At 72.8% G+C, this 24,722-nt stretch carries 21 protein-coding genes and 1 pseudogene; 17 read left to right on the forward strand and 5 right to left on the reverse strand.

Going from position 1 to position 24,722, the window contains the following annotated elements:
- Nucleotides 1-21: 21 nt before the first annotated feature.
- The gene (locus ACYQ0U_RS01270) at nucleotides 22-1,974 is read left to right on the forward strand and encodes a TIGR03960 family B12-binding radical SAM protein (RefSeq protein ID WP_459968556.1); all 1,953 of its coding nucleotides are present in this window, start codon (nucleotides 22-24) and stop codon (nucleotides 1,972-1,974) included.
- A gap of 127 nt (nucleotides 1,975-2,101) precedes the next feature.
- Here the strand turns inward: ACYQ0U_RS01270 and ACYQ0U_RS01275 are convergent, their stop codons facing one another.
- The gene (locus ACYQ0U_RS01275; protein WP_459968854.1) at nucleotides 2,102-3,316 is read right to left on the reverse strand and encodes an MFS transporter; all 1,215 of its coding nucleotides are present in this window, start codon (nucleotides 3,314-3,316) and stop codon (nucleotides 2,102-2,104) included.
- A 43-nt stretch (nucleotides 3,317-3,359) separates the two neighbouring features.
- On the opposite strand from ACYQ0U_RS01275, the gene ACYQ0U_RS01280 reads away from it, so the two are divergent.
- The 12 genes from ACYQ0U_RS01280 (at nucleotide 3,360) to ACYQ0U_RS01335 (ending at nucleotide 16,939) form a co-directional block, all read left to right on the forward strand.
- The gene (locus ACYQ0U_RS01280; protein ID WP_459968558.1) at nucleotides 3,360-4,553 is read left to right on the forward strand and encodes a winged helix DNA-binding domain-containing protein; all 1,194 of its coding nucleotides are present in this window, start codon (nucleotides 3,360-3,362) and stop codon (nucleotides 4,551-4,553) included.
- 9 nt (nucleotides 4,554-4,562) lie between these two features.
- A complete protein-coding gene (locus ACYQ0U_RS01285) occupies nucleotides 4,563-5,267 on the forward strand; it encodes a TIGR03936 family radical SAM-associated protein (protein ID WP_459968560.1) in 705 nt (234 codons plus the stop codon).
- A 284-nt stretch (nucleotides 5,268-5,551) separates the two neighbouring features.
- Nucleotides 5,552-8,518, forward strand: a complete 2,967-nt coding sequence (locus ACYQ0U_RS01290) for an Rne/Rng family ribonuclease (RefSeq protein ID WP_459968562.1) — start codon at nucleotides 5,552-5,554, stop codon at nucleotides 8,516-8,518.
- Between the two features lie 139 nt (nucleotides 8,519-8,657).
- Nucleotides 8,658-8,963, forward strand: coding sequence for a 50S ribosomal protein L21 (gene rplU / locus ACYQ0U_RS01295; protein WP_459968856.1), 306 nt, complete (start codon nucleotides 8,658-8,660; stop codon nucleotides 8,961-8,963).
- A gap of 41 nt (nucleotides 8,964-9,004) precedes the next feature.
- The gene (gene rpmA / locus ACYQ0U_RS01300) at nucleotides 9,005-9,259 is read left to right on the forward strand and encodes a 50S ribosomal protein L27 (protein ID WP_459968564.1); all 255 of its coding nucleotides are present in this window, start codon (nucleotides 9,005-9,007) and stop codon (nucleotides 9,257-9,259) included.
- A gap of 96 nt (nucleotides 9,260-9,355) precedes the next feature.
- On the forward strand, nucleotides 9,356-10,888 hold the full coding sequence (gene obgE / locus ACYQ0U_RS01305) for a GTPase ObgE (protein ID WP_459968566.1): 1,533 nt from the start codon (nucleotides 9,356-9,358) through the stop codon (nucleotides 10,886-10,888).
- Complete coding sequence (gene proB / locus ACYQ0U_RS01310) at nucleotides 10,875-11,954, forward strand: glutamate 5-kinase (protein WP_459968568.1); 1,080 nt, start codon at nucleotides 10,875-10,877, stop codon at nucleotides 11,952-11,954. Before obgE ends, proB begins: the two co-directional genes overlap by 14 nt.
- A 10-nt stretch (nucleotides 11,955-11,964) precedes the next feature.
- The gene (locus tag ACYQ0U_RS01315; RefSeq protein ID WP_459968570.1) at nucleotides 11,965-12,939 is read left to right on the forward strand and encodes an endonuclease/exonuclease/phosphatase family protein; all 975 of its coding nucleotides are present in this window, start codon (nucleotides 11,965-11,967) and stop codon (nucleotides 12,937-12,939) included.
- 100 nt (nucleotides 12,940-13,039) lie between these two features.
- Entirely contained in the window at nucleotides 13,040-14,221 is a 1,182-nt protein-coding gene (locus ACYQ0U_RS01320; protein WP_459968572.1) for a cysteine desulfurase family protein, read from the forward strand.
- On the forward strand, nucleotides 14,218-15,297 hold the full coding sequence (mnmA, locus tag ACYQ0U_RS01325; protein ID WP_459968574.1) for a tRNA 2-thiouridine(34) synthase MnmA: 1,080 nt from the start codon (nucleotides 14,218-14,220) through the stop codon (nucleotides 15,295-15,297). Before ACYQ0U_RS01320 ends, mnmA begins: the two co-directional genes overlap by 4 nt.
- A 76-nt stretch (nucleotides 15,298-15,373) precedes the next feature.
- A complete protein-coding gene (locus tag ACYQ0U_RS01330; RefSeq protein WP_459968575.1) occupies nucleotides 15,374-16,369 on the forward strand; it encodes a uroporphyrinogen decarboxylase/cobalamine-independent methonine synthase family protein in 996 nt (331 codons plus the stop codon).
- Nucleotides 16,370-16,402: 33 nt separating this feature from the next.
- Nucleotides 16,403-16,939 (forward strand): type 1 glutamine amidotransferase domain-containing protein, encoded by a 537-nt coding sequence (locus tag ACYQ0U_RS01335; protein ID WP_459968576.1) that lies wholly within the window; start codon nucleotides 16,403-16,405, stop codon nucleotides 16,937-16,939.
- A 70-nt stretch (nucleotides 16,940-17,009) separates the two neighbouring features.
- Here ACYQ0U_RS01335 and ACYQ0U_RS01340 read toward each other — a convergent pair whose 3' ends face one another.
- Both ACYQ0U_RS01340 and ACYQ0U_RS01345 read right to left on the reverse strand, forming a co-directional pair.
- Nucleotides 17,010-18,599: an MFS transporter gene (locus ACYQ0U_RS01340; protein WP_459968577.1), complete on the reverse strand. Its 1,590-nt coding sequence runs from the start codon at nucleotides 18,597-18,599 to the stop codon at nucleotides 17,010-17,012.
- A 24-nt stretch (nucleotides 18,600-18,623) separates the two neighbouring features.
- A complete protein-coding gene (locus tag ACYQ0U_RS01345) occupies nucleotides 18,624-19,214 on the reverse strand; it encodes a TetR/AcrR family transcriptional regulator (protein WP_459968578.1) in 591 nt (196 codons plus the stop codon).
- A 185-nt stretch (nucleotides 19,215-19,399) separates the two neighbouring features.
- Between ACYQ0U_RS01345 and ligA the strand changes: the two genes are divergently transcribed.
- On the forward strand, nucleotides 19,400-21,490 hold the full coding sequence (gene ligA / locus ACYQ0U_RS01350; protein WP_459968579.1) for an NAD-dependent DNA ligase LigA: 2,091 nt from the start codon (nucleotides 19,400-19,402) through the stop codon (nucleotides 21,488-21,490).
- Here the strand turns inward: ligA and ACYQ0U_RS01355 are convergent.
- Together ACYQ0U_RS01355 and ACYQ0U_RS01360 are read right to left on the reverse strand one after the other, a co-directional pair.
- Nucleotides 21,480-22,499, reverse strand: a complete 1,020-nt coding sequence (locus ACYQ0U_RS01355) for a cytochrome d ubiquinol oxidase subunit II (protein ID WP_459968580.1) — start codon at nucleotides 22,497-22,499, stop codon at nucleotides 21,480-21,482. The two genes, ligA and ACYQ0U_RS01355, sit on opposite strands and share 11 nt — an antisense overlap.
- The gene (locus ACYQ0U_RS01360) at nucleotides 22,496-23,902 is read right to left on the reverse strand and encodes a cytochrome ubiquinol oxidase subunit I (protein ID WP_459968581.1); all 1,407 of its coding nucleotides are present in this window, start codon (nucleotides 23,900-23,902) and stop codon (nucleotides 22,496-22,498) included. The genes ACYQ0U_RS01355 and ACYQ0U_RS01360 overlap by 4 nt, the downstream gene beginning before the upstream one ends.
- A gap of 156 nt (nucleotides 23,903-24,058) precedes the next feature.
- Here ACYQ0U_RS01360 and ACYQ0U_RS01365 point away from each other — a divergent pair, with 156 nt between their 5' ends.
- From ACYQ0U_RS01365 to ACYQ0U_RS01375, 3 genes and pseudogenes are all read left to right on the forward strand, one after another.
- Entirely contained in the window at nucleotides 24,059-24,217 is a 159-nt protein-coding gene (locus ACYQ0U_RS01365; protein ID WP_459968582.1) for an erythromycin esterase family protein, read from the forward strand.
- Between the two features lie 31 nt (nucleotides 24,218-24,248).
- Nucleotides 24,249-24,365 (forward strand): annotated as a pseudogene (locus tag ACYQ0U_RS01370) (erythromycin esterase family protein); the annotation flags it as partial.
- Between the two features lie 86 nt (nucleotides 24,366-24,451).
- Nucleotides 24,452-24,676: an erythromycin esterase family protein gene (locus ACYQ0U_RS01375; RefSeq protein ID WP_459968583.1), complete on the forward strand. Its 225-nt coding sequence runs from the start codon at nucleotides 24,452-24,454 to the stop codon at nucleotides 24,674-24,676.
- The last annotated feature ends 46 nt before the right edge of the window (nucleotides 24,677-24,722 follow it).

Genomic DNA, 24,722 nt, shown 5'->3' on the forward strand with positions numbered 1-24,722 from the left:
ACAGAGCCTGCGAGGTAGTCCATGTCCGCGCCCGCCAGCGCCCCGGAGTCGGTGTTCCCGCTGCTCGAGCCGCGTCTCCCGTCGGTGTCCAAGCCGATCCAGTACGTCGGCGGTGAGCTGAACTCCACCGTCAAGGACTGGGAGACCACCGAGGTCCGCTGGGCGCTGATGTACCCCGACGCGTACGAGGTCGGCCTGCCCAACCAGGGCGTGCAGATCCTCTACGAGGTGCTCAACGAGCGCGACTGGATCGTGGCCGAGCGCACCTACGCGGTCTGGCCGGACATGGAGAAGGTCATGCGGGAGGACAGCATCCCGCAGTTCACCGTCGACGCTCACCGCCCGGTGAAGGCGTTCGACGTCTTCGGCCTGAGCTTCTCCACCGAGCTCGGCTACACGAACATGCTGAACGCGCTCGACCTCGCGGGCATCCCGCTCCACGCCGCGAACCGCACCGAGGACGACCCGGTCGTGCTCGCCGGCGGCCACGCGGCGTTCAACCCCGAGCCGATCGCGGACTTCATCGACGCGGCCGTCCTCGGGGACGGCGAGGAGGTCGTCCTCGCGATCTCCGAGGTGATCCGCGACTGGAAGGGCGAGGGCCGCCCCGGCGGCCGCGACGAGCTGCTCCGCCGGCTCGCGGTCAGCGGCAACATCTACGTGCCGCGTTTCTACGAGGTCGCGTACGCCGCCGACGGCACCATCGAGGCCGTCGTGCCGAACCGGCCCGGCATCCCGTTCCGCGTCCGCAAGCACACGCTGATGGACCTCGACGCGTGGCCCTACCCGGCCAAGCCGCTGGTGCCCCTCGCCGAGACGGTGCACGAGCGGTTCTCGGTCGAGATCTTCCGCGGCTGCACCCGCGGCTGCCGCTTCTGCCAGGCCGGCATGATCACCCGCCCGGTCCGGGAGCGCTCGATCAAGACCATCGGCGACATGGTCGAGAACGGCATCCGCAAGTCCGGCTTCGAGGAGGTCGGCCTGCTCTCGCTCTCGAGCGCCGACCACACCGAGATCGGCGACGTGGCCAAGGGCCTGGCCGACCGCTACGAGGGCTCCAACGTCTCCCTGTCGCTCCCGTCGACCCGGGTCGACGCCTTCAACATCACACTGGCCAACGAGTTCTCCCGCAACGGCCGCCGGTCCGGCCTCACCTTCGCGCCCGAGGGCGGGTCGGAGCGGATGCGGAAGGTGATCAACAAGATGGTCACCGAGGAGGACCTGATCCGGACCGTCGCCACGGCGTACTCCCACGGCTGGCGCCAGGTGAAGCTCTACTTCATGGTCGGGCTGCCGACCGAGACCGACGAGGACGTCCTCCAGGTCGCCGAGCTCGCCAAGAAGGTGATCGCCAAGGGCCGTGAGGTCTCCGGCCGCAACGACATCCGCTGCACGGTCTCGATCGGCGGCTTCGTGCCGAAGCCGCACACGCCGTTCCAGTGGGCCGCGCAGCTCGACCACGAGACCACCGACGAGCGGCTGAAGAAGCTGCGCGACACCGTCCGCGAGGACAAGAAGTTCGGTCGCGCGATCGGCTTCCGCTACCACGACGGCAAGCCCGGCATCATCGAGGGACTGCTCTCGCGCGGCGACCGCCGGGTCGGCCGGATCATCGAGCAGGTGTGGCGCGACGGCGGCCGCTTCGACGGCTGGAGCGAGCACTTCTCCTACGACCGCTGGGTCGAGTCCTCCGAGAAGGCCCTCGTCGGCACCGGCGTCGACCTGGCCTGGTTCACCACCCGGGAGCGCGAGTACGACGAGGTCCTGCCCTGGGACCACCTCGACTCCGGCCTCGACAAGGACTGGCTCTGGGCCGACTGGGAGGACGCCCTCGCGGCCGCCGACGGCGCTGACATCGAGGTCGAGGACTGCCGCTGGACGCCGTGCTACGACTGCGGCGTGTGCCCGGAGATGGGCACCGAGATCCAGATCGGCCCCACCGGGCAGCAGCTGCTGCCGCTCTCCGTCGTCTGAACCGTCGAGTTGGGCGCCCCTCGCCGTTGAGTTGGGCGTGCGTCGCACGCGAATCGGGACCGGATCCCGTCGCGCTGCGAACTGAGCCCAACTCGCGGGCGAGTTCCGCCCAACTCGACGGAGCGGCTCAGGTCCGGGTCGGCACCCGCAGGGCGAGCTGGTCCTCCACCATCACCCGGTGCGAGACGTAGACCGCGAGCGGGAGCATCGGCAGCGCGAGCGCGAGCAGCAGCGCGAGCGGCCAGGTCCAGGCGCCCGTGGCGTCGTGCACGACGCCGACCAGGAACGGTCCGACCGCGGCGACGAGGTAGCCGGTCGACTGGGTGAACGCCGACAGCGCGGCGGTGCCCTCGGGCGTTCGGGCGCGCAGCCCGATCAGCGTGAGGATCAGCGGGAAGGTCACGGTCGCGGTGCCGACGATGATCGCCCACAGCACGGCCAGCGAGTGCGGGGCGACCATCAGTCCCACGAAGCCGACCGGGTACGCCGCGATCACGGCGAACAGCAGGCGGCGCGGGTCCTCGGCGCGGGCCAGCACGTTGGGCAGCCACAGCGACAGTGGGATCGACATGCCCGCAACCAGGCCCGCGAGGAGCCCAGCGACGGTGGCGGAGTAGCCGCTGTCGCGCCACAGCTGCGCGAACCAGCCGAAGATCGCGTAGGCCTGGAGCGACTGGAGGCCGAAGAACAGCGCCATCGCCTGGCCCAGTCGGGTTCCGGCGACCTGGCGGAACGTGATGGTGCGGGGCGTGCGCTCCAGTGTGCGGTCATGGGCGACCAGCGAGAGCCAGGGGAGCGCGGCGACGACCGCGAGGCAGGCCCAGGCGCCGAGGCCCCAGCGCCAGCTGTCGAACGCGTCCGAGATCGGCACAGTCAGCACTAGGGCCGCCGTCAGGCCGATCGACAGCGCGGTCGTGTAGATCGCGGTGACCCGGCCGATCCGGTCGGGGAAGTGCAGCTTCACCAGCGAGGGGAGGAGCACATTGGCCATCGCCATGCCGCCGAGCGCGAGCAGCGAGAGTCCCAGGAACAGCGCCTCGCTGCCCGTGGCCGCCCGGCCGAGCAGGCCGGCAATCGCGGCGAGGATCGCGAGCAACGTGACCCGGTGGATCCCGATCCGGCGGGCCGCCGCCGGGGCGAGCGCGCCGAAGAACGCGAAGGCGATGACCGGCAGCGACGTCAGCAGGCCGGCGACCGGGCCGGACATCGAGAAGCTCGCGCGCACCTCGGCCAGCACCGGGCTCACGCTCACCGCCGAGGGACGGAGGTTGAACGACAGCAGGACGATGCCGACGAGGACCAGCGCCGTCGCCCGGCGCGCGTTCGTGCTCACTCGGCCCATCGTCCCAGGGGCGGTGTCGCCGGTCTTCGGCAGGATGGTCCACATGCGGACCGTGACCGACGTCGAGAGACGACAGCGGCTGGCCCGCCGCCACGCGCTCGCCCCGGCCCACCGGGCCGCCGACGCCGTGGCCGCGACCCGCGCGATGACGGTGCTCCACGCGACTGAGGCGCCGAGCGTCTACCTCTCGCTGTGGGCGCGCGTCGAGGGCCTCACCGTCGCCGACGTCGACCGGGCGCTGTACGACGACCGCAGCCTGGTCAAGCAGCTGGCGATGCGCCGCACGCTGTTCGTCTTCCCGCGCGACCTGCTCCCGGCCGCGTGGGGAAGCGTGTCGGCGCGGGTGGCGGCCGCGCTGCGCACCCGTCTCGCGAAGGAGGTCGAGGCGGGCGGCCTCGCGCTCGACGGCGCCGCCTGGCTGGCCGCGGCCGAGAGCGCCGCGCTCGCTCGGCTGGCCGACGGCAGCGAGCTCTCCGCCGCTGAACTCCGCGAGGAGGTCCTCGAGCTCGGCGGGCGGCTCGACGTCGGCCGGGGCGCCTACGCCGCGAACGTCTCGGTGGCGCCCCGGGTGCTCACCCAGCTCGGCGTCGAGGGGCGGCTCGTCCGCGGCCGCAACGCCGGCCACTGGCGCACCGCCCGGCCGCAGTGGACCGCGATGACGAGCTGGCTGGATGAGGTCTCGGAGCCGCTGGCGGAGCGGGCCGGGTACGCCGAGCTCGTCGGTCGCTGGCTGCGCACGTTCGGCCCCGGCACCGAGGCCGACCTGGTGTGGTGGCTCGGCTCGACCAAGACCGCCGTCCGCGCCGCGCTCGCCGACCTCGCGGCGGTCGAGGTCGCGCTCGAGGACGGTCGTCCGGCGTATCTCCTGCCCGACGACGCCCTGCTGCCCGACGGCGGGGTGGAGTCGGTCGTCGAGCCCTGGGGCGCGCTGCTGCCGGTGCTCGACCCGACGGTCATGGGCTGGAAGGAGCGGGACTTCTACCTTGGACCGCACGGCCCGCTGCTGTTCGACACCAACGGCAACGCCGGCACCACGGCGTGGTGGGACGGCCGGATCGTGGGTTGCTGGGTGCAGGACCCCGATGGCGTCGTCGTGCTGAACCTGCTGGAGGACGTCGGTTCGGAGGCCCGGGCCGCGCTGATCGTGGCGGCCGAGCGGCTCACGGTCTGGTTGGAGGGCCACCGGGTGAGCACGGTCTACCCATCCCTTGCGATGAAGCAGGCGCTCGCGCCGTAGCCTTGACCGGTGCGTGACCAGCCCGAGCAGCAAGCCCCGCCCGTCCAGCGGCTCCGGATCCGCTACGCGAAGCGCGGCCGCCTCCGGTTCACCAGCCACCGCGACTTCAGCCGGGCCTTCGAGCGGGCGATCTTCCGGGCGCGGGTGCCGATGGCGTACTCGTCCGGCTTCAACCCCCACCCGCGGATCTCGTACGCCGGCGCCGCGCCGACCGGCTCGGCCAGCGAGGCCGAGTACCTGGAGATCGGGCTCGCCGAGGTCGTCGACACCGCCGCGGTGCAGGCGCTGCTCGAGGAGGCGCTGCCCGACGGGCTCGACGTGCTGGAGGTCGTCGAGTCGCCGGGCGGATCGCTGGCGGACCGGCTCCAGGCCAGCCGCTGGCAGATCGACCTGATGGTGCCGGCCGAGGCCGCCGCGGCCGCCGTCGCCGCCTTCCTCGCCACCGACGCCGTACCGGTGCAGCGGATGACCAAGAAGGGCCTGCGGGAGTTCGACTGCCGGGCCGCGGTGATCTCGCTGACCGCGACCGGCGGCCGGCTCGACCTCGTGCTGCGGCACCAGGAGCCCGCCGTCCGCCCCGACGACGTGCTGTCCGGCCTCGCCGCGGTCGCCGGCCTGGACATCGACGGCGCGCCGTTGCTCACGCGGCTCGCCCAGGGCCCGCTCGACGCGGCCACGGGGGAGGTCGGCGACCCGCTGCGTGTCTCGGAGTGAGGGGTTGCGCCCGAACGTGTGCGATACTCGCCGTGGTTGGACCGGATCACCCTCCGGAACGACCCGACGACGCTCTCGCGTTCGTCGCCAGACCGCGACGCGGCCCGGCAGGTCGGTGACAGCGACCCGCTCGTACCAGAGTTCTCTCTGGGGGCTCGGCGACCGCGGCAGGTGACGAGTGGGTCGCCGTCGCCACACGAAGGCTTTGCGTCATCGGCTCTGACCATCCGGGCCGGCGACGTCGGACCGCTCGGGCGCAACGCGTCGGGGCGCTAGGAGTGCACATGGCCGACGAGTTCCAGGCCGGAACCGACACCCCTGCCACGGAAGCCGCTGAGGCTGCCGCTGAGCAGAAGCCCGCCAAGAAGGCGGCGGCGAAGAAGGCGGCGACCAAGAAGTCCGCCGCGAAGAAGACCACCACGAAGAAGGCGGCCGCCAAGAAGGCCGCCGCGCCGGAGGAGCAGTTCGACCTCCCCGTCGAGCCCGTCGAGCCCGCCGGGCCGGGCGAGGCCGACGCCCCGGCCCAGAAGCCCGCCAAGAAGGCGGCGGCGAAGAAGACGGTCGCGAAGAAGACCACGGCGAAGCGGACGACCGCCAAGAAGGCGGCCGAGGCGCCCGTCGAGGTGCCCGCCGCGGACGCCGGCGAGGCTCCCCACGGCGACCCGGTCGCGCCGGGCGCGCCCGCCGTGCTGTTCCAGACGCCGGAGACGACGGTCACCACCCGTCCCCGGCGGGCCCGCAAGACCGCCGAGGCCACGCCCGACCCGGAGGCGCCCGAGGCGGTCCCCGCCGAGGTGGCCGCGGCTCAGGAGGAGCGCGCCGAGGACGAGCCGGCCGCCAAGAAGACCGCCGCCAGGAAGTCGGCGGCCAAGAAGACCACGAAGAAGAAGGCCGAGCCCGAGCCCGAGCCGGAGCCCGCGGCCGCCGACGAGCCCACCGACGAGCCCACCGAGGAGTCCGACGAGGACACCGAGGACGGCGAGGGCCAGCAGGAGGGGCCCGGCTCCGGCCGTCGGCGCCGCCGTCGCGGTGGCCGCCGCCGGCGCAAGAGCGGCGATGCGAACGGCGAGGGTGGCGAGGGCGGCGAGTCCGCCGACGGCGAGGACTCCTCGGACGAGGAGTCGGCCGACGAGCCCTCCGGCGAGGAAGGCCAGGGCGAGAGCAGCTCCTCGCGCCGCCGCCGGCGCCGCCGCCGTACCGGCGACGACGGCGGCAGCGACGGGGGTGACGACCCGGAGAACACCGTCACCCGGGTCCGCAGCCGCCGCGCCGTCGAGGACGAGATCACCTCGATCTCCGGCTCGACCCGCCTCGAGGCCAAGAAGCAGCGCCGGCGCGACGGCCGCGAGGCCGGCCGCCGCCGCGCACCGATCGTGAGCGAGGCCGAGTTCCTCGCCCGCCGCGAGGCCGTGGACCGCGCCATGGTGATCCGCCAGCGCGACGACCTCACCCAGATCGCCGTCCTCGAGGACCGCGTGCTCGTCGAGCACTACGTGGCCCGCGAGTCGCAGACCTCGCTCATCGGCAACGTCTACCTCGGGCGGGTGCAGAACGTGCTGCCCTCGATGGAGGCGGCGTTCATCGACATCGGCAAGGGCCGCAACGCGGTGCTGTACGCCGGCGAGGTCAACTGGTCCGCGCTGGGCCACAAGGACGGCCAGCCCCGCAAGATCGAGTCGGTGCTGTCCTCGGGCCAGACCGTGCTCGTGCAGGTCTCCAAGGACCCCATCGGTCACAAGGGCGCCCGCCTGACCAGCCAGATCAGCCTGGCCGGCCGGTTCCTCGTCTACGTGCCCGACGGCACCACCAGCGGCATCTCCCGCAAGCTGCCCGACACCGAGCGCAACCGCCTCAAGGCCCTGCTCAAGGAGATCGTCCCCGACACCGCCGGCGTGATCGTGCGCACCGCGGCCGAGGGCGCCAGCGAGGAGGAGCTGACCCGCGACGTCGAGCGGCTCAAGGCCCGCTGGGAGGACATCGAGAGCAAGGCCAAGGGCAACGCCCCGCAGTTGCTCTACGGCGAGCCGGACCTCACCCTCAAGGTCGTCCGCGACCTGTTCACCGAGGACTTCTCCAAGCTCGTCATCCAGGGTGACGACGCCTGGGAGACCGTGCAGAGCTACGTCCAGCACGTCGCGCCCGACCTCGAGGAGCGCCTCGAGCGCTACGAGCCGGGGGAGCACGGCCGGGGCGGCAAGGCGGACGTGTTCGCCGAGTACCGGATCGACGAGCAGATCGCCAAGGGCCTGGACCGCAAGGTCTGGCTGCCCTCGGGCGGCTCGCTGATCATCGACCGCACCGAGGCGATGACGGTCGTCGACGTCAACACCGGCAAGTTCACCGGCTCCGGCGGCAACCTCGAGGAGACGGTCACCAAGAACAACCTCGAGGCGGCCGAGGAGATCGTGCGCCAGCTCCGGCTGCGTGACATCGGCGGCATCATCGTCGTCGACTTCATCGACATGGTCCTGGAGTCCAACCGCGACCTGGTGCTGCGGCGCCTGGTCGAGTGCCTGGGCCGCGACCGCACCCGCCACCAGGTCGCCGAGGTGACCTCGCTCGGGCTGGTGCAGATGACCCGCAAGCGGATCGGCACCGGCCTGCTCGAGGCGTTCAGCGAGACCTGCGAGCACTGCCAGGGCCGCGGTCTGATCGTCCACGAGCACCCCGTGGAGCCCAAGCGCGGCGGAGGCGGCGACGAGGACTCCAAGCGCAGCAGCCGTCGCGGCGGCCGCCGTGGCCGGGGCGGGAACGACGACCAGAAGGACCCGCAGAAGGACCAGCAGAAGCCGCCGAGCCCCAAGGACGTGGCGGCCATGGCCAAGCCGGAGCCCGAGGCCGTGGAGACGCCGGCGGAGCCCGCCGAGCCCGCGAAGCCCCAGGTGAGCACCCGCAGCCGTCGCCGGAGCGCCAGCCGCCCGGCCGGCCAGCCCGAGGCCGCCGAGCCCGCGGAGACGCCCCGGCCGGTCATGCAGGCCGAGCCGGAGCCGACCCCGGAGCCGACCCCGGAGCCGACCCCGGAGCCGACCCCGGAGCCCGTCGCCGAGCCGGTCGTGGAGGCGCCCGAGCCTCCGAAGGTCGTGACCCGGACCCGGCGACGCAGCGCGAGCCGGCCCGCCGGCCCGCCGGCCGACGAGACCGCTGAGACCCCTGAGACCGCTGAGACGGAGCCGGGAGTGGAGCCGGGAGCGGAGGACCACCCGCAGGTGGAGCACGTCCCGATCAAGAAGAAGGGCACCCGCAAGCGCTGAGCGCGGTTTTGCTCTCGGAGCGGCAGGTCCGTAGTATTGATCCTCGGTGCGCGCCCTGGGGTGCGCCCCTTCTGTGCGGCGCCGCGTGTGCGTTGCGCCCCAGACACTGAACAGCTTGGAATCGACGAAGGAGACCGCGGTGTACGCGATCGTGCGCGCTGGCGCGAAGCAGCAGAAGGTTGCCGTGGGCGACGTCATCGAGATCGACCAGGTCGCGGCGGCCGGTGACTCGGTCGACCTCCCCGTCGTGCTCGTCGTCGACGGTGAGAAGGTCACCTCCGACGCCAAGAAGCTCGACAAGGCGTCCGTGACCGTCGAGGTCCTCGGCCGCACCAAGGGCCCGAAGATCATCATCCAGAAGTACAAGAACAAGACCGGCTACAAGAAGCGCCAGGGTCACCGCCAGAAGTACACCCAGGTCAAGGTCACCGCGATCAACTCCTGATCGCCCCCACGGTTTGCAACGCATCGGACAGGACTGAAGAGATGGCACACAAGAAGGGCGCCGCGTCCACCAAGAACGGCCGCGACTCCAACGCGCAGCGGCTCGGTGTGAAGCGGTACGGCGGCCAGGTCGTCAACGCCGGCGAGATCATCGTGCGCCAGCGGGGCACCCACTTCCACCCGGGCAGCGGCGTCGGCCGCGGCGGCGACGACACGCTGTTCGCGCTGGTGGCCGGCTCGGTCGAGTTCGGGACCCGTCGCGGCCGTCGTGTCGTGAACATCCTCCCGGGCGAGTGACCTGACGCTCGCACCCACGATCCACCGCAGAACGGGCGTTCCGGAAACGGGACGCCCGTTCGGCATTTCACGAGAACTTCCGAGAGAGTAGGCATCATGGCCGTCCCCACCTTCGTCGACCGCGTGACGCTGCACGTCAGCGCCGGGCGCGGCGGCAACGGCGTGGCCTCGGTCCACCGCGAGAAGTTCAAGCCGCTCGGCGGTCCGGACGGTGGCAACGGCGGGCCCGGCGGCTCGGTCATCCTCCGCGTCGACACCGACGTCACCACGCTGCTCGACTACCACCACAGCCCCAAGCGCCGTGCCGAGCACGGCGGCCACGGCGCCGGCGGCCACCGCAACGGCGGCCACGGCTCCGACCTGGTGCTGCCCGTCCCGGACGGCACGCTGGTCACCGATCCGCAGGGCAACGTGCTCGCCGACATGGTCGGCCCCGGCACCGAGCTGGTCGTCGCGCAGGGCGGCCGCGGTGGCCTCGGCAACGCCGCGCTGGCCAGCGCCAAGCGCAAGGCGCCCGGCTTCGCCCTGCTCGGCGAGCCCGGCGACGAGCTCGAGATCGTCCTCGAGCTCAAGGTGGTCGCCGACATCGGCCTCGTGGGCTTCCCGAGCGCGGGCAAGTCGAGCCTGATCGCCGCCATCTCGCGGGCCAAGCCCAAGATCGCCGACTACCCGTTCACGACACTGGTCCCGAACCTCGGCGTGGTCACGGCCGGCGACACGACCTTCACCGTCGCCGACGTCCCCGGCCTGATCGAGGGCGCCAGCGAGGGTCGCGGCCTCGGCCACGACTTCCTGCGCCACATCGAGCGCTGCGCCGCGATCGTCCACGTCATCGACACCGCCAGCATCGAGCCGGGCCGCAACCCGGTCGACGACCTCGACGTGATCGAGAACGAGCTCAGCCGGTACGGCGGGCTCGAGGACCGCCCCCGCCTGGTGGCGCTCAACAAGGTCGACGTGCCGGACGGTCGCGACATCGCGTCGTTCGTCGTCGACGAGCTGAGCGAGCGCGGCCTGCGGGTCTTCGAGGTGTCGGCCGCTTCCGGCGAGGGCCTGCGCGAGCTGACCTTCGCGATGGCCGGCATCGTCGAGGCCGCGCGCGCCGCGAAGCCCGAGGTCGAGGCGACCCGGATCGTGCTGCGGCCGGCCTCCGCCGACGGCAGCGACTCCTTCACGGTCACGCGGACCGGCGAGGGCTGGCGCGTGCGGGGTGAGAAGCCCGAGCGCTGGGTGCGCCAGACCGACTTCAGCAACGACGAGGCGGTCGGCTTCCTCGCCGACCGGCTCAACCGACTCGGGGTGGAGACCAGGCTGGTCGAGCTCGGCGCGGAGGAGGGCGACGCCGTCCTCATCGGGCACCCCGACAACGCGGTCGTCTTCGACTTCAAGCCCGGCATCGACGCCGGCGCGGAGATGCTCGGCCGCCGCGGCGAGGACCAGCGCTTCGACGAGTCCCGCCCCGCGGCCCGGCGTCGCCGGGCCATCGACGAGGCGATGGACGACCGCGCCGAGAACGAGACCCGCGCCGACGTGGCCCGCCGGCTCGACCAGCCCGCCGCCGGGCCGACGTCGTACGAGATCGGCTCCGCCGACGATCCCGACTGGAACGAGTTCGATGACCAGGACTGAGGTCACCGGCGCCCGCCGGGTCGTGGTGAAGGTCGGCTCGTCGAGCCTGACCACGGCCACCGGCGGGATCGACCCCGAGCGGGTCCGCGACCTCGTCGACGTGCTCGCCAAGCTGCGCGCCGGCGGCGCCGAGGTGGTCCTCGTGTCCTCCGGTGCGATCGCGGCCGGCCTCGCACCGCTGGGCCTGAAGAAGCGGCCCAAGGCGTTGGCCGCGCAGCAGGCCGCGGCGTCGGTCGGCCAGGGGCTCCTCGTCCACCGCTACACCGAGGAGCTCGCCCGGCACGGCGTGATCGCCGGCCAGGTGCTGCTCACCGCCGACGACGTCACCCGGCGCTCGCACTACCGCAACGCCTACCAGACCTTCGCCAAGCTCCTCGAGCTCGGCGTGCTGCCGATCGTGAACGAGAACGACACCGTCGCCACCAGCGAGATCCGGTTCGGCGACAACGACCGGCTGGCGGCCCTGGTCGCGCACCTCGTGCACGCCGACCTGCTGGTGCTGCTCTCCGACGTCGACGGCCTGTACGACGCCAACCCCTCGCAGCCCGGCAGCTCGCTGCTGCCCGAGGTGCTGTCGGTCGAGGAGCTCACCGACGTCCGCATCGGCAAGACCGGTGCGGCCGGCCTGGGCACCGGCGGCATGCAGACCAAGGTCGACGCCGCCCGGATCGCCACCGGCGCGGGCATCCCGGTCGTGCTCACCTCGGCGGACCGTGCGGGCGCGGCGCTCGCGGGGGAGCAGGTCGGCACGCTGTTCCACCCCACCGGCCGTCGTCGCCCCACCCGGCTGCTCTGGCTCGCGCACGCGACCGAGCCGATGGGCACGATCCTGCTCGACCCCGGGGCCGTCCGCGCGGTCGTCGAGCGGCGCGCGTCGCTGCTGGCGGCGGGGATCACCGGCGTCCACGGCACCTTCCGCGCCGGCGACCCGGTCGACCTGGCGGCCCCCGACGGCACGCCGGTGGCCCGCGGGCTGGTCAACTACGACGCCGACGAGCTGCCGGAGCTGCTCGGGCAGTCGGGCCAGCGCGAGGTCGTGCACCGCGACGACCTCGTGCTGCTCTAGGTTCTTCCCCGTGCGTGCGCGGGTGCTGGTCCTCGGGGCGGTCGTGCTCGTTCTGCTCGTGCCGGCCGCCGCACTGACCTTCGCGCGCGTGGTCGAGCCCAGCACCGGGTTCTGGATCCGGCTGGAGGCGTTCACCGCGCTCGCGCTCCCGCTGTACGCCGCCGCGGCCCTGCTCCTCGCCCTGCGGCTCGCCGTCCGCCGCCGGTGGCGCACGCCCGCCGCCGCGGTGCTCGTGCTCGCGCTCGCCGGGGTCGGCGTCCACGCGTGGTGGTGCGCCCCTCAGGTGACCGGGGCCAACCCGCCGGCCGCCGAGGGAGCCGAGCCGGTCGTCGTGATGACCGCCAACGTCTCGGCCGGCCGGGGCGACCCGATCGAGGTCGTGCGGATGGCCAGCGAGGACGGCGTCGACCTGCTGGTCGTGCAGGAGATCACCGAGGCCGACCTCGCGGACATGGAACGGGCGGGGCTCGACGACCTGCTGCCGTACCGCGTCGGCGCGCCCGGCTACGGCGGCGACGAGATCATGGTGTTCGCGAGCACCGAGCTGGGGCAGGGCGTGCCGCTCGACCTCCGGCGCGGCGGGTGGGTGGTCGCGATGGGCGACCTCACCGTCGTGGCGGCGCACCCGTGGGCGCCGACCGACCCCGCCATCTGGAGCGACGACCTGGCGAAGGTCCGGGCTGCGGCCGCGGAGCACGACGCCGACATCGTCGTCGGGGACCTGAACGCGACCACCGACCACGCGCCGATGCGGGCGCTCGAGGACGACGGCTACCGCGACGTGGGCGAGCTCGCCAACCAGGGCTGGCAGCCCACCTGGCCCGCGAGCGGGCAGGTGGACGTGCTGGGCATCCCCGTGCCGAGCCTCACCCAGATCGACCACGTGCTGATCGGGCCGCGGCTGGCCGCGCTGGGCATGCACACCCGCGAGATCCCGGGCAGCGACCACCGGGCGGTCGTCGCCCAGGTCGCCTCCAAGGAGTGACACCCCGGGTCCCAAGGCGGGCAGCACGGGAGGACGTGACCCACGTCGTACGGCGTCGGGTGGGTGCGATCCGACCCGGCGCCGTACGCTGGTCGGTGCGATGAAGGATCGGACCGTCTACCTGGACCACGCTGCGACCACCCCGATGGTCCCGGCGGCGGTGGAGGCGATGACCGCGCACCTGCTCGAGGTCGGCAACGCGAGCTCGCTGCACGCCTCCGGCCGGCACGCCCGCCGCGTCGTCGAGGAGTCCCGCGAGACCATCGCCCAGGCGCTGGGCTGCCGCCCCGGCGAGGTGGTGTTCACCTCGGGCGGCACGGAGGCCGACAACCTCGCGATCAAGGGCCTGCACTGGTCCCGCGCCGCCGACCTCGGACCGTCCCCCCGCCTCATCACCTCCGCCGTCGAGCACCACGCCGTGCTCGACCCGGCGCACTGGCTCCAGGACGGCGGCGAGGCCGAGGTGCGCTTCGTCGGCGTCGACGCGGCGTGCCGGGTCGACCTCGACGAGCTCCGCACGCTGCTGGCCGAGCGTCCGGTCTCGCTGGTGTCGGTGATGTGGGCCAACAACGAGGTCGGGACCGTCCAGCCGATCGAGGAGATCGTCGCGATCGCCGCCGAGCACGGCGTGCCGGTGCACACCGACGCCATCCAGGCCGTGGGCTCCGTGCCGGTCGACTTCGCCAAGTCCGGCGTCGACGCGCTCAGCCTCACCGGCCACAAGCTCGGCGGTCCGTACGGCGTGGGTGCGCTGGTGCTGCGCCGCGAGCTGGCGGCGACGCCGCTGATCCACGGCGGCGGCCAGGAGCGCGACATCCGCAGCGGCACGCTGGACACCCCGGCCATCGCCGGGTTCGCGGCCGCGGTGGAGGTCGCGGTCAAGCACCAGGCCGAGCACGCCACCCGGATCGCCGCGCTGCGCGACGACCTGGTCCGCCGGGTCATCGAGGTGGTGCCGGACGCCCACCTCCACGGCGCCCCGCTGGACTCGACGGGGACCGACCGGCTGCCGGGCAACGCGCACCTGGGCTTCCCCGGCTGCGAGGGCGACTCGCTGCTGATGCTGCTCGACGCCCGCGGCATCGAGTGCTCCACCGGCTCGGCCTGCTCGGCGGGCGTGCCCCAGCCCTCGCACGTGCTGCTCGCGATGGGCTGCGACGAGGAGGCCGCGCGCCACTCGCTCCGGTTCTCGCTCGGCCACACCACCACCGAGGCCGACGTCGACGCCGTCGTCGAGGCCATCGGCCCCGCCGTCGAACGCGCGAGGGCAGCGCGCGCATGAGGGTCGTCGCTGCCATGTCCGGCGGCGTCGACTCCGCCGTCGCCGCGGCGCGCGCGGCCGAGGCCGGCCACGACGTCACCGGCATCCACCTCGCGCTGTCGCGCAACCCGGCGTCGTACCGCTCCGGCGCCCGCGGCTGCTGCACGATCGAGGACGCCAACGACGCCCGCCGTGCGGCCGACGTCATCGGGATCCCCTTCTACGTCTGGGACCTGAGCGACCGCTTCCACGAGGACGTGGTCGAGGACTTCATGGACGAGTACGCCGCCGGGCGCACGCCGAACCCGTGCCTGCGCTGCAACGAGAAGATCAAGTTCGCGGCCGTGCTGGACCGCGCGCTCGCGCTGGGCTTCGACGCGGTCGCGACCGGCCACTACGCCCAGCTGCGCACCGGCGCCGACGGCCTGGTCGAGATGCACCGGGCGGTCGACCACGGCAAGGACCAGTCCTACGTGCTCGGCGTGCTCGACCAGCAGCAGCTGCGGCACTCGCTGTTCCCGCTGGGCGGCTCGACCAAGGCGTCCGTGCGGGCGGAGGCGGCGGCCCGCGGGCTGCTCGTCGCCGACAAGCCGGACAGCCACGACATCTGCTTCGTCGCCGACGGCGACAACGCCGGCTGGCTGCGCGAGAAGCTCGGCGACCGCGCGCCCAACCACGGGGGCCCGATCGTCGACGAGTCGGGCTCGGTCGTGGGGACGCACGAGGGCACCTACGCCTTCACGATCGGCCAGCGGCGGGGGCTGCGCCTCGGGGTGCCGGCCGCCGACGGCAAGCCGCGCTTCGTGCTCGACATCGAGCCGGTCTCCGGCACCGTGACCGTCGGCCCGCGCGAACGGCTGGCGGTCCACCGGCTGACGGGCATCGAGCCGCGCTGGTGCGGCACCGTCCCGCAGTCCCTGGACGGCACCGTCCAGCTGCGGGCCCACGGCGAGGAGCTGCCGGCGCGGGTCCGCGTGGGGGAGTCGGTCGACATCGAGCTGCTGGCGCCGGCGTACGGCATAGCGCCGGGGCAGGCCGCCGTCCTGTACGACGGCAGCCGCGTGGTCGGGTCCGCGACGATCGCGGCCACCGCATGAGCGAGCGGAGCGAGCGAATCATTCGATACAGTCGACCGTGCGCCTCATGCGCGCACGGAGCGAAGCGAGTACGCGCATGAGCGTCGCGACCGGGGTCGGGTCCTACCCGGGAGAGAGCTTCGACGAGGCCCTGCGCGTCGTGCTGGGCGAGCTGCCCGACCTGCCGCACCTGCCCGAGGTGCCGGGCCGCGGGGCGACCGCGACGATGACCGGTCGTGGCCTGGCCGTCGTCGCCGAGCTCGGCGCCGACCTCCAGCCCGCCGGCTGGCGGCTGACCGGTGGGGGCGACGGCGTCGACCACCGCCGGGCCCGGAGCCTGCTCGCGCAGGACCTCGACGCGCTGGAGGAGCAGGCCCAGGGCGCTCTGCCCACCAGTGGCGGCACCTTCAAGGTGCAGGTCGCGGGCCCGTGGACGCTGGCCGCGACCGTGGAGAAGCCGCGGGGCGACAAGGTGCTCGCCGACCGCGGCGCCCGCCGGGAGCTGGCCCAGGCGCTGGCCGAGGGCGTGCGCAGCCACCTCGCCGACGTACGCCGCCGCCTGCCCGGCACCGACCGGCTGGTCGTGCAGGTCGACGAGCCGGCGCTGGCCGGCGTGCTCGCCGGTCAGGTGCCGACGGCGTCCGGGTTCCACAAGCACCGCAGTGTCGACCTGCCGGAGGCGTCCCAGGCGCTGGAGTGGGTGCTCGGAGCGATCGCCGAGGCGGGCGCCGAGCCGTGGGTGCACTCCTGTGCGCCGGCGACACCCCTCGGCCTGCTCCGGGGAGCGGGTGCGCGCGGGCTGTCGGTCGACCTGGCCGTGCTCTCGGCCGCCGACCACGACGCGCTCGCCGAGGCGCTCGAGGCGGGGGAGACGGTCGCGCTCGGCGTCGTCCCCGGTCTCGCCCCGGCGACCGAGCCCACCGACGCCCACGTCACCGAGTCGGTGCTGCGCTGGCTCGACATGCTCGGCCTGGACCCCGCCGAGGTCTCCGACGGCCTCGTGGTCACGCCGTCGTGCGGCCTCGCCGGCGCGACGCCGGCGTGGGTGCGGACGGCGCTGACGCTGCTGCGGACGACCGCCGGCAACCTCTGATTGGCCCCGCTCGGCGCTGGGTACCAGCGCGGCATGAGCCACCTCTCCGGCAAGACCGTCGCCATCATCGCCACCGACTTCTTCGAGGAGCCCGAGCTCGTCCAGCCGCGGGACGCCCTGCGGGACGCGGGCGCGACGGTGAAGGTCTACTCCGACAGCGGGAACGCCATCCAGGCGGTCCAGGGCGACACCGACCCGACCCAGAAGGTCGAGGTCGACGGGACGTTCGCCGACGTGGACCCGGGGGCCATCGACGCCCTCGTGGTGCCCGGCGGCACCGTCAACGCCGACCGGATCCGCCTCGACGAGCGTGCCCAGGACCTGGTGCGCCACGCCATGGAGCGCAGGCTGCCGCTCGCCGTGATCTGCCACGGTCCCTGGCTGCTCGTCTCCGCGGGCCTGGCCCGCAACCACACCCTCACCAGCTTCCCCAGCCTCGCGGACGACGTCCGGAACGCGGGCGGCACCTGGGTCGACGATGAGGTCGTCGTCGACGGCAACCTCATCACCAGCCGCAACCCGGACGACCTCCCCGCCTTCATCAAGGCGCTGGAGGACGCCCTGTCCTGAGGTGGACACCGCGACGGCCCCGCCGGGCATGAGCCGGCGGGGCCGTCGTGTGCGGGTGTCGCGAGGAGGGTCAGCCGATGTGGACCGGCGCGCCCTCCGGGCCGTCGGTCGCGAGCTCCTCGTGCTTGACGTTGAGGAACAGCCACACCGCGACCGAGCCGACGGCGATCAGCACGGCGCCCACGAGGAAGGCCGCGGTCGCGCCCTCGGTGAAGGCGCCGACGAACGCGAGCTGGCCGGCCGTGGCGGGGTCGACGCCCTGCCCCGCGAACGCACCGAACAGCGAGTCCCTGGTGCCTTCGGAGGCGTTCAGCGCCACCGTGCTCAGGATGGCCAGGCCGAGTGCGCCGCCGACCTGCTGCATGGTGTTGAGCACGCCCGAGCCGATGCCGGAGTCCTCCGCGCGGATGTGGTGCACCGCCGTCAGCGTGAGCGGCACGAAGGTCAGGCCCATGCCGATCGACATCAGGATGATGAACGGGAAGATCGACGTCCAGTAGTTCGTGTCGGAGCCGACGTGGGGCCCGTTCGCGAGGACGGCCGCGGCGGAGTTCGGGACCGAGAGCAGCGAGAACCCGACCAGGGCCGCGGCCGCCATCAGCGTGCCGACCCCGGCGATGTAGCGCGGGTCGATCCGGCTCGCCAGGTTCGACGAGATCGTCGCGCCGACCACGATGCCGACCGAGAACGGCAGGAACGCGAAGCCGGTGTGGAGGGGGCTGTAGCCCACCACCAGCTGGATGAACAGGCTGAGGAAGTAGAACATCGAGAACATCGCGGCCGGCACCAGCGCCATCACGAAGAAGCTGGTCGCCCGGGTGCGGTTCGCGAACACCCGGATCGGCAGCAGCGGGTGCTCCACCCGGGACTCGATGAACGCGAACACCGCGAGCAGCACGATGCCGGCGGCCAGCGACGCGATCGTCCACGGGTCGCCCCAGCCGTACTGCTCCTCACCGGCGCGGGTGAAGCCGTAGACCAGGCCGAGGAGGCCGAGCGTGCCGGTGATCGCGCCCGGCACGTCGAGCCAGCCCGGGTGCGTCTCGGACTCGTTGAGGAAGCGCGGCGCCAGGAAGGCGGCGGCCAGGCCGATCGGCACGTTGATGAGGAAGGTCCAGCGCCAGCCCTCGAGGCCCAGGATCGGGTCGAGACCGGTCAGCCAGCCACCGAGGATCAGGCCCACCGCGGCACCCGCGCCCGACATCATCGCGTAGACCGCGAAGGCCCGGTTGCGGGCCGGGCCGGCAGGGAACGTCGTCGTGATCAGCGCCAGGGCGGTGGGGGAGGCCAGCGCGGCACCCAGGCCCTGGAGGCCACGGGCGCCCAGCAGGAGGGCCTCGTTCTGGGCGAAGCCGCCGAGCAGTGAGGCGATCGCGAAGGTCGCCAGGCCGATCATGAAGATCCGGCGCCGGCCGTACAGGTCGCCGAGTCGGCCGCCGAGCAGCAGGAAGCCGCCGAAGGCCAGGGCGTAGCCGGTGACGATCCACGTCAGGTTGGCGTCGTCGATGTGCAGGTCCTCGCCGATGTAGGGGAGGGCGATGTTGGCGATGGAGGCGTCGAGCACCACCATCAGCTGCGCCACCGAGATGAGCACGAGGGCCCATCCCAGGTGGAGCTTCTTGCCCGAGCCGGTGCTCGGGTCGCTGGCCACGTCGGTCATCAGGGTTGTCCTTCTGGTGGAGGGTCAGGAGCGGGCCGGGGCGCGGGTGGCGGCCGGCAGGAGGATCTGGTCGATCACGCGGGTGATCAGCTCGTCGTCCGGTGTCTCGCCCAGGACGAAGACGCGGTGGAGGACGATGCCGGCGAGCGCCGGCTCGAGCAGGGCGAGGTCGGCGTCCTCACGGATCTCGCCGCGCTCACGGGCGCGCTCCCAGATCTGTTGTGAGGCCGCGATCTTGGGGCCGACCACCTGGGCCCGGAACGCGGCGCCGAACTCGGCGTCGCGGGCGATGGCGGTCAGCACGGCGGCGAACATGGCGATCGACTGGGGGTCGCCGAGGCCGCCCTCGGCGCACATGAGCCCGCGCAGGTCGTCTCGCAGGTTCCCGGTGTCGGGGACCTCCGTCGGACCCTTGCTGTGCTGGAGTGCGTCGACGACGAGGCTCACCTTGTTGGTCCAGCGGCGGTAGAGCGTCGCCTTGGAGGCCTTGGCCCGCGTCGCGACGGCGTCCATCGTGAGCCGGTCGTAGCCGACGTCGGCCAGGACCTCGAGGGTCGCCTCGAGGATCTCCAGCTCGCGGTCGCCCTCGACCCGGGGGCGCTCGGTGGGGGACATCGGTGATCCTTCGGAGTTCGGCTGTCGGTCGCATGGATGAAACGAAACGGTTTCGTTTCATCGGGAACAGCGTAGGGCCGCCCCGCATTCCGGTCCAACCGATATTTCCTGGATCTCCCGCGTGCACGGTCAGCAGTGGTCTGGACCGGAGCGCGCGTGCGCCGGCGTCGATGGTCCCCGGCACAATGGGCCTCGTGAGCGACGCCGTGACGGACCCGCGCGAGGAGCACCGCCTGATCGCCGAGCAGGTCGAGGAGGCGCGCTGGCGCTACTACGTCCTCGACAGCCCGACCCTCGACGACGCGGAGTTCGACCGGCTGATGCGCCGGCTCGAGGAGCTCGAGGAGGAGCTGCCCGAGCTGCGCACGCCGGACTCGCCCACGCAGAAGGTCGGCGGGGCGGTCGCCACGGAGTTCACCGCGGTCGAGCACCTCGAGCGGATGCAGAGCCTCGACAACGCGTTCTCCTTCGAGGAGCTCGAGTCGTGGCACGCGCGGCTCGCGCGCGACGGCGTCACCGACCCGGCGCTGCTGTGCGAGCTCAAGGTCGACGGCCTGGCCATCAACCTGCTCTACGAGGACGGCCGGCTGGTCCGCGCCCTCACCCGGGGCGACGGCACCACGGGCGAGGACGTGACCCCGAACGTGAAGACGATCGACGCCGTACCCCACCGGCTGAGGGGCACCGAGGAGTTCCCGGTGCCCGCGCTCGTCGAGGTGCGCGGCGAGGTGTTCCTGCCGGTCGAGGCGTTCCTGCGGCTCAACGACTCGCTGCTCGAGGCCGGCAAGGCGCCGTTCGCCAACCCGCGGAACTCCGCCGCCGGGTCCCTGCGCCAGAAGGACCCCCGGGTCACCGCGAGCCGCGCGCTCGGCATGGTCTGCCACGGCATCGGTGCCCGGCGGGGCTTCGAGCCGCAGGCGCAGTCCCACGCCTACGAGGCCCTGGCGGCCTGGGGCCTCCCGGTCTCCGAGCAGGTCCGGGTGGTGCCGACGCTGAAGGACGTCGAGGCGTACGTCGAGAACGCCGGCGAGAACCGCCACACGATCGTGCCCTACGAGATCGACGGGGTCGTGGTGAAGGTCGACGACGTCACCCTCCAACGCCGGCTCGGGTCCACCAGCCGCGCACCGCGCTGGGCGATCGCGTTCAAGTACCCGCCCGAGGAGGTCAACGCCAAGCTCCACGAGATCCGGGTGAACGTCGGGCGCACCGGCCGCGTCACGCCGTACGGCGTCATGGAGCCGACCAAGGTCGCCGGCTCGACGGTCGAGAACGCGACGCTGCACAACTACCACGAGGTCGAGCGCAAGGACGTGCGTCCCGGCGACACCGTGGTGCTGCGCAAGGCCGGCGACGTGATCCCCGAGATCCTCGGCCCGGTGCTGGCGCTGCGGCCCGAGGGCCTGCCGGCGTGGGTCGGGCCGGAGGAGTGCCCCGAGTGCGGCACGCCCCTGGTCGAGCAGAAGGCGGGCGACAAGGATCGGCGCTGCCCCAACCACCAGTTCTGCCGCGCGCAGGTGCGCGAGCGCGTGTTCCACGTCGCCGGCCGCGGCGCCTTCGACATCGAGGGGCTCGGGTACGAGGCCGCGGTGGCGCTGCTCGACGCCGAGGTGATCGGCAACGAGGGCGACGTCTTCGACCTCACCGCCGAGCAGGTCCTGCGGGCCCCGCTCTTCACGCGCGCGCCGAAGAAGGGCGAGGAGGGGCCGCAGCTCAGCGCGAACGGGCAGCGGCTGCTCGACAACCTGGCGAAGGCCAAGCAGGTCCCGCTCTGGCGGGTCCTCGTCGGGCTCTCGATCCGCCACGTCGGCCCGACCGCGGCCCGCGCGCTGGCCACCGAGTTCGGCTCGATGCACGCGATCCGCGCCGCCACCGAGGAGCAGCTCGCCGCGGCCGAGGGCGTCGGCCCGACGATCGCCGAGGCGGTGATCGAGTGGTTCGCCGTGGACTGGCACCGCGAGATCGTCGACAAGTGGGCGGCCTCCGGCGTCTCGATGGAGGACGAGCGCGACGAGTCGGTCGCCCGCACCCTCGAGGGCCTCACCGTGGTCGTCACCGGCTCGCTGGTCGACTTCAGCCGCGACTCCGCCAAGGAGGCGATCCTGTCCCGCGGCGGCAAGGCCGCCGGCTCGGTCTCGAAGAAGACCGACTACGTCGTCGTCGGCGACAACGCCGGCTCGAAGGCCGACAAGGCCGAGCAGCTCGACGTCCCGATCCTCGACGAGGCGGGCTTCAAGGCCCTGCTCGACGGCGGCCCCGCCGCCGTCAGTGGCTGAGGTCGGGGTGCTCGGCGGTCCAGCGTTCTGACTGCGTCAGCCGGAACAGGTAGGCCAGCGCCGGCAGCACGATGACGGCGGCCAGGGCGACGACGACGAGCAGGCCCCACAGGGTGGCCTCCGCGCCGGCGGCCTCGGTGATGGTGACCTGGTCGACCAGCAGCCAGGGGTACTGGCCGAGCCCCCACCCGCTGATCACCGCCGCGACGGCGACCACCGCGGTGACCCGGGCGGGGCGGTAGCGCCGGGACCACAGCAGCAGGAGCGTGGCGCTGCCCGCGACGAACGACAGCCCGACGAGAGGGAGGGCACGCCCGGTGAGACCGTCCCAGAGGGTCGGCGCGTCCCTGTCGAGCGGGACGAGACCGGCGACCACCACCAGCCCGGTGACGAGGCCGACGCCGATGGTGCGGCGCCGCAGCGCCGCGGCGAGCTCCGCGTGGCGGGCCCGGTCGGCGTCCGCGACCAGGAACACCCCGGCCAGGAAGGCGCAGGTGCCGACGGCGACGAGGCCACCGACCACCGAGCTCGGATTCAGCCACGAGCCCCAGAGCTCGCCTCTCCCCTCGAGGGGGACCCGCCCGGACGCGATCGCTCCGGCCACCGTGCCGAGGAAGAACGGCGTGATGAGCGAGGACCCGGCGAACACGGCTCCGAACAGCCGCGCCTGGCGCAGGGTTCCGGCGTACTTGCGGAACGCGAAGGCCGCGCCCCGCAGCACGATCCCGAGGAGGGCGAGGAGCAGGGGCAGGATGAGGGTGGTCATCGCTGCGGCGAACGACTCGGGGAACCCGGTCCACCAGATGACCAGCACGTAGATCAGCCAGACGTGGTTGGCCTCCCACACCGGGCCGATGCTGTGGTCGATCTGGGTGCGCAGCTCGGCACCGCTGCGGGCGCCGCCCGCCGTGAGGTCGAAGAACCCGGACCCGAAGTCCGCGCCCCCGAACAGCGCGTAGGCGATCAGCCCGACGAACAGGGCGGCCGCGACGACGACCGGGAGGGTCACCGTGCCCACCGGCCGCGGCGCTCGGGGGAGCTGTCGGCGAGCTCGGGTCCGTAGGGGCTGGGAAGGTCCTCCTCGCCGGCCCGCCACCGGCGGGCCATGGACCGCAGCACGACCACGGCGCCGACGGTCATGGCGGTGTACACGACCACGGTGGCCGCCAGGAGCAGCCACAAGCCGCTGTTGCTCCCAGCGGCCTCGCTGGTGCGCATGTGGCCGTACACGGTCCACGGCTGCCGTCCGACCTCGGTGGCGACCCACCCCGCCTCGAGCGCGATCACGGCCAGCGGCCCGGCGACCACGGCCGCTCGCAGCACCCACCGGCTTCCGAGCGGGTCGCGTCGACGCCAGCGCGCCACCCAGAAGACGACCACCGCCAGGGCGAGGAGCGTTCCGATGCCGACCATCGTCTGGAACGCCACGTGGGTGATGTTCACCGGCGGCCGGTCGGCCGGCGCGAACGTGTCGAGACCCTGCACGGGCTTGTCGAAGGAGCCGCGCGCGATGAACGAGCCCCACTTCGGGATCTCGAGGAACCAGCGTGGCTCACCGTCGATCAGAAGCCCGCCCATCCGCAACGGCGCGGGGTTCTCGGTGGTGGTGGCGAGCTCGAAGGCCGCCAGCTTGGCCGGTTGGGTCTCGCCGAGCCGGATGCCGAGAACGTGCCCGATGACCGGTTGCAGCAGTGCGGCGACGCTGGCGAACGCGAACGGGACGCTGAACCCGAGTCGGTGGTGGGCGTCGCGACGACCGCGCAGCATTCCCGTCGCGTACACCGCGGCGACGACGAACCCGACCAGCATGAAGGCTCCGACCCACATGTGCGCGAACTGGAGGAAGGCGCCGCTGTTGAACAGCACCGCCCACGGGTCGACGTCGACGACCTCGCCGTCCACCACCCGGAAGCCGGTCGGCATGTTCATCCAGGCGTTGACGGCGATGACGCAGTACGTGCCCACGACACCGGCCAGCGCCATCGGGACCAGCATCAGCAGGTGCCGGCGCGGCGGCATCCGTCCCCAGCCGTACAGGTAGATGCCGATGAAGATGGCCTCGACGAAGAACGACAGCCCCTCGAACGCGAACGGCAGCCCGAGGACGTCGCCGAACCGGCCCATCAGGCCGGGCCACAGCAGGCCCATCTCGAAGCTGAGGACGGTCCCGGACACGGCGCCGATCGCGAACAGCACCGCGGAGACCTTGCCCCAGCGCTTCGCCAGCCCGAGTGCCACCGGGTCGTCACGGACGATGCCGCGACGGTGCACGACGAAGATCATCGTCGGGAACGCCACCCCGAAGCAGGCCAGCACGATGTGCCATCCCAAGGACAGCGCCATCTGCTCTCGCGCCGGCAGCAGCCCGGCCGGATCGCTCGCTGCCACGATCAGCAGGTCCTGGATCGGCACGTCGACTCCTCAGCATCCGTCCGCGTCGGTCTCCGGTTCCCAAGACCCCCACCAGCATGCGACCTCGCGGCGTGCCGTGGCACGGGACCGAGGGGTCAGCGTGCGGGGAGCCGCGCGAGCAGGGTGCCGAGCCCGACGGGTTCCTCGAGAGCCATCATGTGCCCGACGTTCGGCATCGTCGGCCCGGAGTTGTGGAACGTGCGCGACACCCACATGGCCGACACCGTGGACCGGTTGCTGGAGCACTACGAGGCCCAGCGGCCGGACACGCGGGCCAAGGCGGTCGTGTGGGAGCACAACACCCCACGTCGGTGATGCCCGGTTCACCGACATGGGTGACGCCGGAATGGTCAATCTCGGGCAGCTGGTCCGCGAGCGCCACACTCCGTCCGACGTCGTGCTCGTGGGTTTCGGGAGCCATCACGGCACGGTGGTCGCGGCTGACGCCTGGGGCAGCCCCGCCCGTCGGATGGCGGTTCCACCGGCCCGGTCCGGGAGCACCGAGGACATGCTCCACCGCGCCCTCGGTGGAGACCCGGGGCTCTCTTCGTGTTCCCGCAGGAGCTGCCGGGGTGGGCGGCAGAGGAGCGCAGCCATCGCGCCATCGGTGTGGTCTACCACCCCGACGCGGAACGATGGGGCAACTACGTCCCCACCGTCCTCGGAAGGCGGTACGACGCGTTCCACTGGTTCGGCGAGACCCGTGCCCTCACCCCGCTGGCCGGGGTCCCGGACAAGACCGGCGAGCTCGAAGCGTGGCCCTTCGGCGAGTAGCCCGGGCCGTGCGGTAGGCGCCGCGTCGGCCCGATCGGTGGGGTCG

This window comes from Nocardioides pyridinolyticus (assembly GCF_054653575.1).